Below are 13,861 nucleotides of genomic sequence, written 5' to 3' on the forward strand. Positions count from 1 at the left end.
GCTCTTAAGACCCTCTCCAGCGACGTTCCACAACGAGGTAGGAATTATGGATCACAGCACCACCGCCGGCGCAGCAGCGCCGGCCAGGAAACCGGCCCCCAAGGCACGGTGGTACCGGGAGTTGTACTTCTGGGTACTGACCGCCATCCTCATCGGCATCCTTGTCGGCTGGCTCGCGCCCGCCGTCGGCATCGCGATGGAACCGATCGGCACCACCTTCGTGAACTCCATGAAGATGCTCATCGGCCCCATCGTGTTCCTGACCATCGTGGGCGGCATCGCCAGCGTCGCGGACCTGAAGAAGGTCGGGATGACCGGCCTGAAGGCCCTGACGTACTTCCAGGTCGGCACCATCTTCGCCATGATATTCGGTCTGGTGGCCATCAACGTCTTCCGCCTGGGTGACGGCGTCAACGCTGACGCAGGCTCCATCAAGACCTCGGACTCAGCGGCCAAGCTCATTGACGCCGGCGCGAAACAGGAGTGGTGGCAGTTCCTCACCCACATCATCCCCAACAGCATCGTGGGCCCGTTCGTTGAAGGCGACATCCTGCAGATCATTTTCATCGCCGTCGTGTTCGGAATCGCACTGAACGCCATGGGCAAAGTGGGCGCCCCGGTCCTGGACGGGGTGCAGCGCCTGACCGGCGTGATGTTCAAGATCCTGGGCTTCATCATGAAAGCCGCCCCGATCGGTGCCTTCGGGGCCATGGCCTTCGCCGTCGGAAAGTACGGCGTCTCCTCCCTGACCAGCATGGGTGGCCTGATCGCCCTCTTCTACATCACTTCGATCCTGTTCGTGGTGGTGGTCCTCGGGTCCGTCATGGCCTTCCTGAAGCTGAACATCTTCAAGATGATCCGCCACCTCAAAGAGGAATACATGCTCATCCTGGGCACCTCCACGGCCGAACCCGCCCTGCCCGGCCTGATGCGCAAGCTCGAGCACGCCGGCGTGAAAAAGGAAACTGTTGGCCTGGTTGTGCCCACCGGCTACAGCTTCAACCTCGACGGCGCCGCGATCTACCTTTCCCTGGCCGCCCTTTACATCGCACAGGCCACGAACACGGACCTCACCATCGGCCAGCAGCTCGGCCTGCTCGCCGTGATGCTGCTGACTTCCAAGGGGGCTGCCGGAGTGGCCGGCGGCGGGTTCATCGCCCTGACCGCCACGCTGACCACCATCGGCACCATCCCGGCGGCGGGCATCATGCTCATCTTCGGCATCGACAAGTTCATGTCCGAATGCCGTGCCCTGGTGAACTTCACCGGCAACGCCGTGGCCACCCTCTTCATCGCCTGGTGGGACCGCACGCTGGACGCGGACCGCGCCCGCCGGGTCTTCAACGGCGAGGTTGTGGAGCCCATGCCCACCGAGGAACCAATCCGCGCGGACGACGTCACCGACATCGACGCCGATCTGGCCGAGTCCGGCCACCACGCGCCCAAGCAGCCCGCTGGGCGACGCCCCGCCTACTCGGAATCCAGCTGACATGGCCACCACCGCCCCGAAAACCGTCCGGGCCCTCATCGCACCCGACAAGTTCAAAGGCAGCCTCACCGCCAACGAGGTAGCCGATGCGCTGGCAGCCGGACTGCGTTCCGCCGCAGGTTCCTCCGGCGGCCCCGGGTCGGTCCACTGCGAACTGTTGCCCCTGGCGGACGGGGGTGATGGCAGCGTGGACGCCGCCGTCGCCTCCGGCTTCACCCGGCGCACGTACACGGTTGCCGGACCCACCGGGCAGCACGTCCAGGCGGGCATCGCGTTCGACGGCGTCACAGCCCTCGTCGAGGTGGCCAACACCTGCGGGCTCGGCTTGCTGCCGGAGGGAAAGCCCGAGCCGCTGAACGCTTCAAGCAGGGGTTTCGGTGAAGCCATCCTCTTCGCCCTCAGCCTCAACCCGGCCCGGATTGTCCTTGCACTGGGCGGCAGCGCCAGCACCGACGGCGGCATGGGCATGCTCACGGCACTCGGATTCAGCTTCCACGATGCCGGCGGCCGCCAGCTCTACGGCAGCGGGCGTGCGCTCGCCCGGATCCATTCGGTCCGCTGCACCGCCCTCCCGGAACTGGCCGACACCGAACTGGTCCTTGCCAGCGACGTGCACAACCCCCTCCTGGGCACCCAGGGCGCGCCGGCGGTCTTCGGACCCCAGAAAGGTGCAACGCCCCACGACGTCGCCACACTGGAAGAGGGATTGAAGCACCTTGTCAGCAAGCTGGGCGACGCCGGATTCACCGACGCCGCCGACCTGGCCGAGCACGAGGGGTCCGGCAGCGCCGGAGGCATCGGCTTCGCCTGCCTTTTGCTCGGGGCAAGGCAGGTCTCCGGTGCCGATTACTTCCTGGATCTGTTGGACTTCAACACGCGCAAGGACAACTGCGACGTGGTGATCACCGGCGAGGGAAGCATCGACGAGCAGACGCTGGCGGGAAAACTGCCCGCCGCTGTGGCGCGACGGGCAGGGATCCGCCCGATCATTGCCGTGGCAGGCCGCTCGCTCCTGCCCCGGGAGAGCTGGCCGGAGATGTCCCTGGCCAAGGTGTACACGCTGGCCGAATACACGGATCAGGACTCTTCGAAAGACCCCGGACTTTCAGCGGCATTGCTCCGTAGGATCGGCAGGGACATCGGGACCGGCCTGTTGAACCAGGCGGCCCGTTGAACTAGGCGGTCTGTTGAACTAGGCGGTCTGGCCGGCGTGCTGGCCTTCGGAGATCTCTTCAACCACCTTGCTGTTGAAGGCGGGAAGGTCCTTGGGGCTGCGGCTGGTCACAAGGCCCTGGTCCACCACCACTTCCTCATCGCTCCAGTTGGCGCCCGCGTTCTTCAGGTCGGTCTGGAGCGTGTGGTACGAGGTCACGTTGCGGCCCCGGATCACGCCGGCGTCGATCAGCAGCCACGGTCCGTGGCAGATGGCAGCCACCGGTTTGTGCTGCTCGAAGAAATGGCGCGTGAAGGCCTGGGCAGCCTTGTCCACCCGAAGATGATCGGCGTTCACCACCCCGCCGGGGAGTACCAGGGCATCGAAGTCCGACGCGTTGGCCTCCGCCACCGTCAGGTCCACGGTGAACGTATCGCCCTTGTCAGTGCCGTTGAAGCCCTGCAGCCGCCCGCTTGACAGGGCCACCAGGGTGGGTTCCCCGCCGGCTTCCTTTACCTCCTGCCAGGGGCTGGTGAGCTCAACCTGCTCGACACCGTCGGTCAACAGGAAGGCAACCTTCTTGCCTGCGATGCTGTGTTCTGACATTTTTCCTCCTTCAGTGAGGCCGGCCTGGCGTGCCTTGCAGGGCACGAGGCTGCCTCAAGAGTTGAGTGTCTGACTCATCCAGCCTAGGAAAGCATCAAGTGATAAGCAAGCTGACTATATGGCTTCAGCTGCGGTGGTGCTCGATGAGCCAGCCGGCCATCTGCTGGGCCCGCTTCGCCGCTCCGGTATCACCTTCGGAGGCCGAGACGATGGAGCCCTTCATGAGGATGTGCCATGAGCGGGAGAAGTCCTCGGTGCGCTGCAGCCCCGCTTCCTCCGCGAGGGCCTGCACATGGCCCCGGATCTTTGCCAGATAATCAATGCTGGCCTGGCCGAGGGGATGGGCGGGGCCCATTTCCAGCAGGACATTAATGAATGAGCAGGCTTCAAAATCATCGCGCACGAACCAGTCGCCAAAGACATCGAAGATGGCGAGCAGCTGTTCAGTGGGTGTGGTGCCGCGCAGCCTTGCCTGGCTGACGATCGTCTCTATGGTCCAGAGCTGGTCCCGCTGCGCAAGGAAGGCCAGCACGAGTGAATCCTTCGAAGGGAAATGCCGGTAAAAGGTCGCTTTGGCCACGCCGGAGCGCTCGATCAGCTCGTTGACGCCGACGTCGCGCACGCCCCGGCGGGAGAAAAGATCGTAGGCCACGGCAAGAATCCGGCTCCGGGAATCGGCAGGATGAAGGGCCGCCACTGCCTGGATTTCAGCAGGCGATTGTACGGACTCTGCACCTTGACTCATCGTAGGAACAGTTTACTCCTGAAGGGAGACAGACCAGTCTTACTCGCGGTATCGTGTTTTTCAGCGCAGTGCTTCGACGCCGAGGGACCCATCAGGAATCCACCGGCCTGGTGCAAGGAGGCCCCGATGTCAGCAGAGCGAGTGTTCGAATTCATACCCTGCGAAGAGTCCGACCCGTGGATTGAAGGTGCGGCCGCATCCGCAGAAGTCCGGCAGTTCGCCCGGGAATCCCTCCGGTGGCAGGCCCAGGAAATCATCGATGAAGTGTTGGCAGGAACCGCACCGGGCGAGGAGCTGGCCAGGGCCCGGCTGCGCCGCTGCGTGGCCCAGAACCCCGGCCGGCCCGAACGCGCACTCCTGCAGCAGCTGATGATCAACCGCGATCCCCAGGGTGAGTCACTGCAGTAAGAGCCGGTTCCAGCTCGACAATCCAGCTCTCCAGGGTCAGGCTGCCTTTAGAGGGTCAGGCTGCGGTCCACGATGCGCCCGGCTGTCACGTGCAGGCTCTGGCTGTTGGCCCGTGCGTGGCTCCGTAGCCGGTTGAACGCCTCGTCCATGTCCACGCCGGCGGTGTGGGCGATGACGCCCTTCGCCTGTTCGATCAGGACCCGGGTGTTCAGTGCCCGCTGGAGCTGCTCGTTGACCAGGACCGCTTCCCGAATGGTCCGTTCCTGCATGAGGCTGATCGTTGCCACGTCCGCGAGCGCCTGCCCGATGGCCGCGTCTTCTGCGGTCAGGGCACCTTCCTGGTCCCCGAAAAGACCCATCGCCCCGATGATCCTGCCGTGAACGCGCATGGGCACTGCATGAACCGCGCGGAAGCCCTGCGAGAGCGCGGCCTCACGGAACTCCTGCCAGCCAGTGAGGTTGGCGATGCTCGCCACCTCCACTGCCTTACCGGACAGGTAGCACTCAACGCAGGGGCCGGCCCCGGCCCGAAGCTGCAGGATCTCCACGAGCCGGCTTTCCTCGCTGGTGGATGCCACCACCTGAAGCTCCCCACTGGGATCAGCCAGGAGCAATCCCGCGGCGGCCACGTCCAGCAGGCCCACAGACTCCTCCACGAGGGTGTGGAGAAGGTCAACGACGTCGTAGTCGGCCACGAGTGTGTCCGTGATCTTCACGAACGCCACGCTGACGCGCTCGGCGCGCGTACTGAATCCCATGCCGCCATTTTACTGCAGTGCGCGTCCCCCCGGCCCACCGTTGGCGGGGTCAAAGCTGAGCCGGCCCTCGAGCACAGCCGCGGCTGTCTCCTTCAGGGTGAGGTCATGGGCAAAGGCGTGCGCCCGCAACAGGAGCAACGACTCCGCTGCCGTGGTGCCGGACTGTGCCAGAACCATCCCGGTGGCCTGGTGGATCTCCCGTCGCGACATCAGCCCGGGCTCAAGGACCGGATCAGTCTCGGGGGAACTGAGATTAAGAATCCTGCGCAGGAGGTGCCAGGAGGTCTCGCCGGCCAGCACCGCCGCCATTGCCTGGTCGTACCGGCTCAGCGTTCCGGGGGTGATGTGGTACAGCTCAACGACGCCGAGGTCCACGGCGCCCACTGTCAGCGGAAAGACAAACAGGGCGGCCGCCCGTGTCCCCTGGATCGCCCTGCGGAACATCGGCCACTCATGGTCAATGGGTGACTGGGCGTCGGGAAGCAGCACGGGCAACCGGGTCTGCAGGGCCCGCCAGCGCGGCCCTTCCCCCAGGTTGAACTGCAGCTCGTCCAGTCGGGCAGCCAGTTCGTCCGTCGCGGAGACCAGGGTCTCAGTCGCCGAACCGCCGAAAAGGGAGACCGCGGCACCTGTGATGGGCAGCTTTTCCAGATAGGGGGCACACACGTCATCCTCACCCGCAGCCAAGCCGGGTGCACTTTCCATGGTGGGCCTCTGATCCTGAATTATCCCGCTGTGAGGGGACCCGGCTGCAGGCTGAACCGGAACGGCGGAGTCGTCACTTCAAGGATACCTATTGCCGCCTTTCGGGGGCACCAATCAAGGGCCTTGGCGCTGAGCAGCGCAAACGAGGTCATCAGGCAGGGCCCGTATGCCCGTGCGCCCCCGGTTGCCAGTTCCCTGGCTGATGGGCTCATTGGCCAATCAGTTCCGTTACTAATCAGTTCCGTTACTAATCAGTTCCGCGGTTAACCAGTTCCGTGGTTTCCATGAGGTGGGCCAGGAGGGCGAGCTCCGGAGAGCCCGGGTGGGCGGCCAGATTGCGGCGCAGACGCCAGTGGACCTCGTCCAGGCCCGGGGATCTGTCTTTGAGGATGGAGTCTATGATCTCCCGGGCCTGCCATCCGATCGGCGTGAGTCCGTCGGCCGGGGTCCCTTCCGCCACGGCTGCGCCGTCCACTGCGGCATGTCTGCCTGCAGCGTCGTCCACTGCAGCATGATCAAATACAGCGTCATCCACTGGGCGCGGAAGGACGCGGAATGTGCTTTCCAGGTAAACCATCGAGGTCTCCGCCTAAAGGTCCTGCCGTTCACGGGTCTCGCCGAAAGGTACGGTCTCACTGACCGCCACCGTGTAAGTGTCATAGGCATGGCGGGTCACGAGGATCCCGCACAGACCGGTGACTGCTGCGTGCTGGCGGGCCAGGTCAACGGCCGAATTAAGATAGTCGTCCAAGGCGGACGCATCAGTGACTTTCACGAGGTAGGACAGTCCGTTTTCAACTGTGCGGATCATAGGATTCGCTCCTGGGTATTCAAGGCCGGGAAGGCCAGAGGGAATTGGGGATGCAGGCGCGCGTTCGCCCGCCATGCATGCGGCTGCATTGGACACGCTGAAGCCAGGCAGCACAAGAAACCGAGGGGGAATTCAAAGGGGGGATACCGGGTGCCCGTGGTGAAAGTGGTCCTCCTGGAGTACGCCAATTAGGGCGATGCCAGGGTCCGGGGCAACACTGTCAGCATACCGGATCAGCAGGATGTCGAACAGGGATCAGGAGCTGAGCGGGACGTTATCGATCAGTCGGACCGGCCCCACCTTGGCCGCGATAATCGCCAGGCCCTCCCCACGGAACGGCACCTTACGGCAGTTTTCGGCGAGCGGCTCCAAGGTGCGCGGATCCACCACTTCAAAATAGTCCAGTTCAACCTGCGGCTGGGATTCAACGAGTGCCCGTACCGAATCGGGATCCAGGGGTTCGTGCGCATTCGCCCGCTCCTCCACGAGCCGGAGAGCCCGCGAGAGCACCAGGGCTGCTTCACGCTGTTCCGCCGAGAGGAAGCGGTTGCGGCTGGAAAGGGCAAGCCCGTCGGCAGAACGCACGGTGGGCACCCCCACGATTTCGACAGGGAAATTCAGGTCCGCCACCATCCGCCGCACCAGTGCCAGCTGCTGCGCGTCCTTTTGCCCGAAATAGGCACGGTAGGACGGCAGTCCCCCGCTGCCGCCCGAGACGAAGGCACCCGACGGCGGCAATCCCGCACCCGGTGTGCCGTAGTGCAGCAGTTTGGCAACCACCGTGAGGGCGCCGTCGAAATGCCCGGGCCGCGACGCGCCTTCCCACTTCTCCCCCAGGGAGCCTGCGCTCACGCGCACCAGAGGCTCACCACCGGGATAGACCTCCTCCACGGACGGGGCAAATACCAGGTCCACGCCCTGTTCCTCCAGCAGGGCCAGATCGGCGTCAAGGGTCCGCGGGTACCTGTCCAGGTCCACGGCATCTCCGAACTGCAGCGGATTGACGAAAATTGACGCCACCACCACGTCGTTCTGCTCAACAGCGGTCCGCGCGAGCCTGGCGTGTCCAGCGTGGAGTGCGCCCATGGTGGGCACCAGGCCCTGTGACCGCCCCTGTTTCTGCACCAGCAGCCGGGCACTTGCGTCCTGCAGCTCCGCCGCCGTTGTCACCAGTTGTATGGCCATGTCAGTTTCCTTCTTCCAGGGCAGCCCGGATTGCCTCCAGCTGGCCGGTCTTGAGCAGCCCCCGGCTTTCCGCCCGGCGGGCGGTGGCGCGGGCCATGGCGAGGTACGCCTCCAGCACATCACCGTGTGCCCCGGCGTCGTACTCGCGCAGTGCCTCCGCGTGCGCCTCCACGGTCCCCGAGTCGCCCCGGGCCACCGGCCCGGTCAGCGCCGATTCGCCGGAAGCCAAAGCGTTTTCCAGGGTGGCGCGCAGCAGTGGTCCGAGCATCCGCTCGGGCGCCTCCACACCCACGTCCCGCAGCAGCTGGGACGCCTGCGCCACCAGGGTGACCAGATGGTTCGAGCCGTGGGCTAGGGCAGCGTGGTACAGGGTGCGGTCGGCTTCGGCGATGGCCACCGGCTCAGCACCCATCTCCACCACCAGCGCCTGGGCGATCGGCAGCATCGCGGCATCCGCGGTGACTCCGAAAGTGCAGTCAAGCAGGCGGGCGAGGTCCAGGCTCATGCCTGTGAACGTCATGGCCGGGTGCAGGGCCAACGGAATCGACCCGGCCGCCCGTACCGGGCGGAGGACCCCCACCCCGAACCTGCCCGACGTGTGGGCCACGATCTGTCCCGGCTGCCAGGCCCCGAGTTTCGCCAGCCCGTCAACCAGTCCGGCCAGCGCGTCGTCCGGGACGGCCAGGAGCACGAGTTGGGAGCGCTCAACAATGTCCTGGATCTCCAGGACGGGCACGCCGGGCAGCAACGCCTCCGCGCGTTCACGGCTGGCGTCGGACACCGCTGAAACCCCGACGACGGCGTGCTCGGCAGCGCGCAAAGCCGCGCCAAGGACGGCGCCCACTTTGCCGGCACCAATGATTCCGACGCCAAGGCGTCCGGGCTTAGCCACGTTGCGGGCCTTCCTGTTGGGGTGTCATGGGCGGGGTGTCAGAGCCAACGGCGGGTGAAGCAGGCGTGTCACCAGGCCCAACCACCGGCCCGGCGGTTTGGAACGGCTCAACCACCTGCGCAAGCCAATACTCGGTGGTCTGGCGCTTGCGGGCAAGCCGGGCCCGGGCTGCCTGCTCATCGAAAAGGGTGCGCGCTTCATCGAGGCCGGCCTGGATCAGCCGCGGCGACACCGGCCCGGCCGTGGTGTGCAGGACGAGGTCCGCCAGCCTGAACCGGCGCGCGAGCGGGCCCTGGTGCAACGCCAGGGACTGGGTCCGCTGGTGCGGCACCACCACCAGCTGCCGCCACCAACGGCCTGAGCGGATCAACAGGGCAGTAGCCGTGGCCGCGTATCCGTTGCGGCGCCAACCCATGGGTGCGAGCAGCCTGCCGCGGCGCGGGGTGGTGACGAAACCGCCGTCGGAATCCAACCCGTTGAGACCGGCCGCAAAAACCCTTCCGGGTTCCGCGGTGCCGGGGTCCGGGAGCACCAGCGAGAGCATGCTCATCACCTCAGGCAGCTTGCCCACCGGCAGCAGCGTGGTTCGCGATGACGCTTCGCCATTGCTGCCCAATACGCCGTACCCGGCCACGTTGACCTGGATCCGGTACCAGCCAAAGATCCGCCACAGCGGCGACTGGGCCACTTTCAGTGCCTGGATCCTGCCGGGCGGGACCGTCTGGGCCTGGGTGTCCAGCAGCCCGTAACGCAGCCGGATCCCGTCCGGCGAAATCGCGGCGGTGAAGTTGTAGCCCTTGTTGAAGGAGCCCCAGTAACTGGCAGCCAGGCCCAGTGCCGCGGGAATCAGGTAGAAATAGAACCCGCGGTTCTCCGTCAACGCGGACAGGATGACGGAGGCGACGCCGCCCACCACCACAACGAAGCTTTGCTCGCTCAGGAGCAGCGAACCGATAAGGCGCGACGGCGGCACCGACAGGACCTGATGTTCCGGCGCCTCGGGCGCGGGTTCCTTCGGGCGTTCGGGGTCCGGGACAATCCCGGCGGCGCGCGCCAGGATGTCGGCCCGGAGCTGCCGGGCAACATCCATCCGCAGGAACGCGAGGCGCACCGCGGATTCGCCGGCGTCCGCCACCTCGAACTTGAGCTCGGCGAGCCCGAAGATCCTGGCAAGGAGCGGCTGGACGATGTCGATGGCCTGGACCCGGTCCAGCCGGGCCTGCCGCTGCTGGCGGAAGAGGAAGCCGGAGTTCACCCGGACGTAGCCGCCGGCGACCTGGTACTTGGTGAAGTACCACTCCAGGATGAAACCTGCCACGGTTGCCAGCAGTACCGCGCCGCCGGCGGCCAGGAGCCATGGTGCCCTGCCGGCGAAGTCTTCTTCAAAAACGGGGCGGCCCTGCATCATGCGTTCGAAGATGTCCCGCCCGAAGAAGAAGCCAATGGCGGCCAGCGCCAGCCAGCCGCGCACAAACGGCGACGCCGGGTGGACCCGCAGCCACTCGCCGTCGGGCGCTTTCGCCAGCGCTGCAGGCGGATCGGGCTGCGGAACCTCTGCGGTCACAGTCCTGCCAGCCTGGCTTCGCCCCGGGCGGCAAGCTGCTCGCGCAGGCGGGCCCCTTCCGCGGCGGGCAGCCCGGGGATCAGCGCGTTGGTCCCGGGCGCGGCGGTGTGGAGTTTGAGGGTGCAAAGCCCCAGCCCGCGCTCCACGGGTCCGACCGCGATATCGACGTACTGCATCCGCCCGTACGGTACCGCCAGGGTCCGCTGGAAGAAGATGCCGCCGCGGACCAGCAGGTCATCGTCCCGTTCCGCGTAGCCGATGGCGCGTACCTGGCGCGGGATCAGCGCAAGCCGCCAGAGGGCCAGGACCAGCGTCACGGCCGGGACGGTGATGGCCAGCCACAGCGGCGGCCATTCCCACCAGCCCGACAGGACAAGCAACAGGGGCAGGGACAGGACCGCCACGGCTGCGAGGTTGGCGACGGCCCATTGGACCAGCCGCACGGTGATGTACTTCGGCGAAACCCGCTGCCAGATGATGCCGGGGGGATCAATCGCCTCGGTACGCATATTCGCCTTCCCCGGCGGCTTCGCCGCGCGGGCTCCGTTTGCCCTCGCCGGGCGTTTCGGTGTCCTCAGGCGGGATCTTGCAGAACTTCTCCACCAGCAGGCCCACCACAATCATCACCAGGCCGCCGCCGGCCATCGCGACCGCCACCCAGGTGATGCTTTGGTCGCTGCGGAGGTTCCAGATCCGCAGCTGGTCCAGGAAGATCCCGGCGTGCCAGCCGAGCAGGACGGTGCCCGCGTACGCGCAGGCCTGGGCCAGCACCAGGGTCCGGGCAGCGAGGATCGGATTCAGCGGCGTCTTCTTCTTGGTGTTGTCGCGGTTGCTGTTGCGCCAGCGGAGGATCCTAATGCCAAGAATGAGGGTGATGGCAACGATCACACCCATGGAAGCCAGCGCGGTGGCCGGAAGGACGGGGGTGGCCATGCTGTACCGGCTGGTCACCACCGTGGCGGACCAGCCTGCGACGGCCATGACCAGGCCGATCAGCATCAGGCGGAACGGATTGATGGGCTTCACGGCTACTCCACCGCCCCGGCTGTGGGGACGCCGTCGTAGTCGCCGAAACCGTCAAACGGGGCAAGATCGTCGAAGTCGGATGCGCGGGCAGCGAGGACGCTGATGCGTTCGCCGTTCAGCGTGGCGGCCGGCTCGATCAGGGACCAGGGGTACAGGACGAAGGCGCGCTTGTCCGCCAAAGGGTGCGGGAGGGTAAGTGTGGGGTCATCGCTGGTGACGTCGCCGTAGGTGATGATGTCGACGTCGAGCGTCCGCGGTCCCCAGCGCACCTCCCTGACGCGGTGGTGCTTGTTCTCCACCGCCTGGCAGTGCTTCAGCAGAGCTGCGGGGTCCAGCGTGGTTTCAACGGTGATGACCATGTTAAGGAAGTCCGGCTGGCCCGCCGGGCCGCCCACGGCTTTGGTCTGGACGACGGGGGAAACGGCGAGCAGCCGGACCTCCGGCGGGTCCACGAGGTCCGCGACAGCCTCCGACAGGGTGTCGTTCCGTTCACCCAGGTTGCTGCCGAGCGCCAGCACCGCCTTGGTGTAGCCGCTCATGGCAGCTCACCGTTTATAGGGACACTTTGTTGCCGGGTCCGGTGCACGCTGACAGCCACATCGCCGAAGGGGACCTCGATGGGGGCCTGGGGTTTGTGGACGGTGATGTCCACGGCCTGGACCTTGAAGTCGCTGAGCAGGGAATCGGCGATCCGGACGGCCAGGGCCTCGATCAGGTTCAGCGGTTCCCCGATGATCCAGTCCTTGATCCGTTCCGCCACCTCGCCGTAGTGCGCGGTGTCCCGGACGTCGTCGGATTCCGCGGCCTTGGCGAAGTCCAGGTGCAGCACGGCGTCCACCACAAACGGCTGGCCCTCGCGGCGTTCAAAATCAAAGACGCCGTGATAACCGACGGCGGTGACGCCGCTCAGCGTAATCCTGTCCATGGGTCCCCCGGCCCTAGTGGTTGGTGTGTGCAGCAGCCAAGCGTGAGGCGACCTTGACGGCGTCAAGGCTTGGTCCGACGTCGTGCACGCGGACAGCCCAGGCGCCGCGGAAGGCGCTGATGGCGGTAATCGCTGCAGTGGCGGCGTCGCGTTCCTCCGGGGCGGCGGATTTGCCGGCCACCGTGAGGAGAGTCCCGAGGAAGCGCTTACGGGACGCGGCCACCAGGACCCTGTGCCCGAGGCTGTTCAGCTGGTCAAGGTTCCGCAGGAGTTCCCAGTTCTGGGCGTCGTTCTTGGCGAAGCCCAGGCCCGGATCCACAATGATCTGCTCCGGGCTGACGCCGGCTGCGTAGAGCTTGTCACGGACTCCGGCCAGTTCTGCCACCACTTCGCCGGCGACGTCCTGGTAATCGGCCAGCGAATTCATGGTGCGGGCGTCGCCCCTGCGGTGGGTGAGCACGTAGGGAGCCTTGGAGGAAGCCACCAGCTCCGCCATCTCAGGCTCTATGGTCAGGCCGGAGACGTCGTTGATGATGGCGGCACCGGCTGCCAACGCTGCAGCGGCCGTGGAAGCGTGGGTGGTGTCGATGCTGACCAGCGCACCGGCCTTGACCAGGGCCTGGATGACCGGGACCACCCGGCGCTGCTCTTCCTGCGGGCTCACGTCTTCGGCGCCGGGGCGGGTCGATTCGCCGCCGACGTCGATGATGTCCGCCCCGGCGTAGAACATCCGCAAGCCGGCCGCGATGGCGGTGTCCGCGGTGGCGTGCTTCCCGCCGTCGCTGAAGGAGTCCGGGGTGACGTTGAGGATACCCATGACCAGGGTGCGGTCCGTGGGCAGGTCCGCGAACCTGGCGGCCGGGCGCGGTTTGCGCAGGATGGGCAGCGGCGATGTTGCCGGCCCGGTTCCCGGGGCTGCTGCGAGTGAGTCCATGGTCTGATTGTTACCTTCCGAGGATGAGGCTCATGGCTTCGGCACGGGTGGCCGGGTCATGGAGCTGCCCGCGGACCGCACTGGTGACGGTCTTTGCTCCGGGCTTGCGGACACCGCGCATTGACATGCACATGTGTTCGCATTCAACAACGACGATCGCCCCACGGGGTTTGAGGTGGGTGACCATCGCTTCGACGATTTCCGTGGTGAGTCGCTCCTGCACCTGCGGACGGCGGGCATAGATGTCCACCAGCCGGGCCAGCTTGCTCAGCCCGGTCACTTTTCCGTCATGTGACGGGATGTAGCCCACGTGGGCCACCCCGTGGAACGGCACCAGGTGATGCTCGCACGTGGAGTAGAAGGGAATGTCCTTGACCAGGACCAGTTCCTCGTGGTCCAGGTCGAAGGTGGTCGACAGGACATCTGCGGGATTATGGTGCAGCCCAGCGAACACCTCGGCGTAGGCCTTGGCCACCCGCTTGGGGGTGTCCTGGAGCCCGCCGCGGTCCGGATCTTCACCGATGGCCAGCAGGATTTCGCGGACGGCGGCTTCGATCCGCGGCCGGTCCACCTTTTCGTGCTTCTTGTGGTGGGATCCACCCTCCGCGTGGTGCATGGCAGAGTCGTGGGCGTCGTCGTCGTCGAAGTGAGTCACAGGAG

18 protein-coding genes are annotated in these 13,861 nt (G+C 66.1%); 3 read left to right on the top strand and 15 right to left on the bottom strand.

Annotation, left to right across the window (positions count from 1 at the left end):
- Nucleotides 1-46 precede the first annotated feature (46 nt).
- Complete coding sequence (dctA, locus tag ABIA70_RS14210; protein WP_354148192.1) at nt 47-1,489, top strand: C4-dicarboxylate transporter DctA; 1,443 nt, start codon at nt 47-49, stop codon at nt 1,487-1,489.
- 1 nt (nt 1,490) lies between these two features.
- Nucleotides 1,491-2,663, top strand: coding sequence for a glycerate kinase (locus ABIA70_RS14215; protein ID WP_354148193.1), 1,173 nt, complete (start codon nt 1,491-1,493; stop codon nt 2,661-2,663).
- An 18-nt stretch (nt 2,664-2,681) separates the two neighbouring features.
- On the opposite strand, the gene ABIA70_RS14220 is transcribed toward ABIA70_RS14215, so the two are convergent.
- Together ABIA70_RS14220 and ABIA70_RS14225 are read right to left on the bottom strand one after the other, a co-directional pair.
- A complete protein-coding gene (locus ABIA70_RS14220) occupies nt 2,682-3,248 on the bottom strand; it encodes a type 1 glutamine amidotransferase domain-containing protein (protein ID WP_354148194.1) in 567 nt (188 codons plus the stop codon).
- A gap of 124 nt (nt 3,249-3,372) precedes the next feature.
- Nucleotides 3,373-3,993, bottom strand: coding sequence for a TetR/AcrR family transcriptional regulator (locus ABIA70_RS14225; protein WP_354148195.1), 621 nt, complete (start codon nt 3,991-3,993; stop codon nt 3,373-3,375).
- A gap of 126 nt (nt 3,994-4,119) precedes the next feature.
- On the opposite strand from ABIA70_RS14225, the gene ABIA70_RS14230 reads away from it, so the two are divergent.
- Entirely contained in the window at nt 4,120-4,401 is a 282-nt protein-coding gene (locus ABIA70_RS14230; RefSeq protein WP_354148196.1) for a hypothetical protein, read from the top strand.
- A gap of 47 nt (nt 4,402-4,448) precedes the next feature.
- Here the strand turns inward: ABIA70_RS14230 and ABIA70_RS14235 are convergent, their stop codons facing one another.
- From ABIA70_RS14235 to folE, 13 genes are all read right to left on the bottom strand, one after another.
- Nucleotides 4,449-5,159 carry a GAF and ANTAR domain-containing protein gene (locus ABIA70_RS14235; protein ID WP_354148197.1) on the bottom strand — a complete coding sequence of 237 codons (711 nt, stop codon included), beginning with the start codon at nt 5,157-5,159 and terminating at the stop codon, nt 4,449-4,451.
- 9 nt (nt 5,160-5,168) lie between these two features.
- Nucleotides 5,169-5,864: a GAF and ANTAR domain-containing protein gene (locus ABIA70_RS14240; RefSeq protein ID WP_354148198.1), complete on the bottom strand. Its 696-nt coding sequence runs from the start codon at nt 5,862-5,864 to the stop codon at nt 5,169-5,171.
- A gap of 247 nt (nt 5,865-6,111) precedes the next feature.
- Entirely contained in the window at nt 6,112-6,369 is a 258-nt protein-coding gene (locus ABIA70_RS14245) for a hypothetical protein (protein ID WP_354148199.1), read from the bottom strand.
- Nucleotides 6,370-6,453: 84 nt separating this feature from the next.
- Nucleotides 6,454-6,675 (bottom strand): hypothetical protein, encoded by a 222-nt coding sequence (locus tag ABIA70_RS14250; RefSeq protein ID WP_354148200.1) that lies wholly within the window; start codon nt 6,673-6,675, stop codon nt 6,454-6,456.
- A 255-nt stretch (nt 6,676-6,930) separates the two neighbouring features.
- Entirely contained in the window at nt 6,931-7,860 is a 930-nt protein-coding gene (locus ABIA70_RS14255) for a 4-phosphopantoate--beta-alanine ligase (protein ID WP_354148201.1), read from the bottom strand.
- A gap of 1 nt (nt 7,861) precedes the next feature.
- Nucleotides 7,862-8,752 (bottom strand): Rossmann-like and DUF2520 domain-containing protein, encoded by an 891-nt coding sequence (locus ABIA70_RS14260; protein WP_354148202.1) that lies wholly within the window; start codon nt 8,750-8,752, stop codon nt 7,862-7,864.
- The gene (locus tag ABIA70_RS14265) at nt 8,745-10,316 is read right to left on the bottom strand and encodes a PH domain-containing protein (protein WP_354148203.1); all 1,572 of its coding nucleotides are present in this window, start codon (nt 10,314-10,316) and stop codon (nt 8,745-8,747) included. The genes ABIA70_RS14260 and ABIA70_RS14265 overlap by 8 nt, the downstream gene beginning before the upstream one ends.
- A complete protein-coding gene (locus ABIA70_RS14270; protein ID WP_354148204.1) occupies nt 10,313-10,825 on the bottom strand; it encodes a PH domain-containing protein in 513 nt (170 codons plus the stop codon). The genes ABIA70_RS14265 and ABIA70_RS14270 overlap by 4 nt, the downstream gene beginning before the upstream one ends.
- Entirely contained in the window at nt 10,806-11,342 is a 537-nt protein-coding gene (locus ABIA70_RS14275) for a DUF3180 domain-containing protein (RefSeq protein ID WP_354148205.1), read from the bottom strand. Before ABIA70_RS14275 ends, ABIA70_RS14270 begins: the two co-directional genes overlap by 20 nt.
- A 2-nt stretch (nt 11,343-11,344) precedes the next feature.
- Nucleotides 11,345-11,881 (bottom strand): 2-amino-4-hydroxy-6-hydroxymethyldihydropteridine diphosphokinase, encoded by a 537-nt coding sequence (folK, locus tag ABIA70_RS14280; RefSeq protein ID WP_354148206.1) that lies wholly within the window; start codon nt 11,879-11,881, stop codon nt 11,345-11,347.
- The gene (folB, locus tag ABIA70_RS14285) at nt 11,878-12,267 is read right to left on the bottom strand and encodes a dihydroneopterin aldolase (RefSeq protein WP_354148207.1); all 390 of its coding nucleotides are present in this window, start codon (nt 12,265-12,267) and stop codon (nt 11,878-11,880) included. The genes folK and folB overlap by 4 nt, the downstream gene beginning before the upstream one ends.
- A 13-nt stretch (nt 12,268-12,280) precedes the next feature.
- On the bottom strand, nt 12,281-13,201 hold the full coding sequence (folP, locus tag ABIA70_RS14290) for a dihydropteroate synthase (protein ID WP_354148208.1): 921 nt from the start codon (nt 13,199-13,201) through the stop codon (nt 12,281-12,283).
- 10 nt (nt 13,202-13,211) lie between these two features.
- Nucleotides 13,212-13,856, bottom strand: coding sequence for a GTP cyclohydrolase I FolE (folE, locus tag ABIA70_RS14295; protein ID WP_354148209.1), 645 nt, complete (start codon nt 13,854-13,856; stop codon nt 13,212-13,214).
- Nucleotides 13,857-13,861 lie beyond the last annotated feature (5 nt).

It is taken from the genome of Arthrobacter sp. 754, assembly GCF_040548695.1.
Taxonomy (GTDB): Bacteria; Actinomycetota; Actinomycetes; order Actinomycetales; family Micrococcaceae; genus Arthrobacter.

Coding starts and splice junctions, on each gene's coding strand:
- folB (WP_354148207.1), bottom strand. CDS start 12,267: ATGGACAGGATTACGCTGAGCGGCGTCACCGCCGTCGGTTATCACGGC.
- ABIA70_RS14230 (WP_354148196.1), top strand. CDS start 4,120: ATGTCAGCAGAGCGAGTGTTCGAATTCATACCCTGCGAAGAGTCCGAC.
- dctA (WP_354148192.1), top strand. CDS start 47: ATGGATCACAGCACCACCGCCGGCGCAGCAGCGCCGGCCAGGAAACCG.
- folP (WP_354148208.1), bottom strand. CDS start 13,201: ATGGACTCACTCGCAGCAGCCCCGGGAACCGGGCCGGCAACATCGCCG.
- ABIA70_RS14250 (WP_354148200.1), bottom strand. CDS start 6,675: ATGATCCGCACAGTTGAAAACGGACTGTCCTACCTCGTGAAAGTCACT.
- ABIA70_RS14255 (WP_354148201.1), bottom strand. CDS start 7,860: ATGGCCATACAACTGGTGACAACGGCGGCGGAGCTGCAGGACGCAAGT.
- ABIA70_RS14235 (WP_354148197.1), bottom strand. CDS start 5,159: ATGGGATTCAGTACGCGCGCCGAGCGCGTCAGCGTGGCGTTCGTGAAG.
- ABIA70_RS14240 (WP_354148198.1), bottom strand. CDS start 5,864: ATGGAAAGTGCACCCGGCTTGGCTGCGGGTGAGGATGACGTGTGTGCC.
- ABIA70_RS14220 (WP_354148194.1), bottom strand. CDS start 3,248: ATGTCAGAACACAGCATCGCAGGCAAGAAGGTTGCCTTCCTGTTGACC.
- ABIA70_RS14270 (WP_354148204.1), bottom strand. CDS start 10,825: ATGCGTACCGAGGCGATTGATCCCCCCGGCATCATCTGGCAGCGGGTT.
- ABIA70_RS14225 (WP_354148195.1), bottom strand. CDS start 3,993: ATGAGTCAAGGTGCAGAGTCCGTACAATCGCCTGCTGAAATCCAGGCA.
- ABIA70_RS14215 (WP_354148193.1), top strand. CDS start 1,491: ATGGCCACCACCGCCCCGAAAACCGTCCGGGCCCTCATCGCACCCGAC.
- folK (WP_354148206.1), bottom strand. CDS start 11,881: ATGAGCGGCTACACCAAGGCGGTGCTGGCGCTCGGCAGCAACCTGGGT.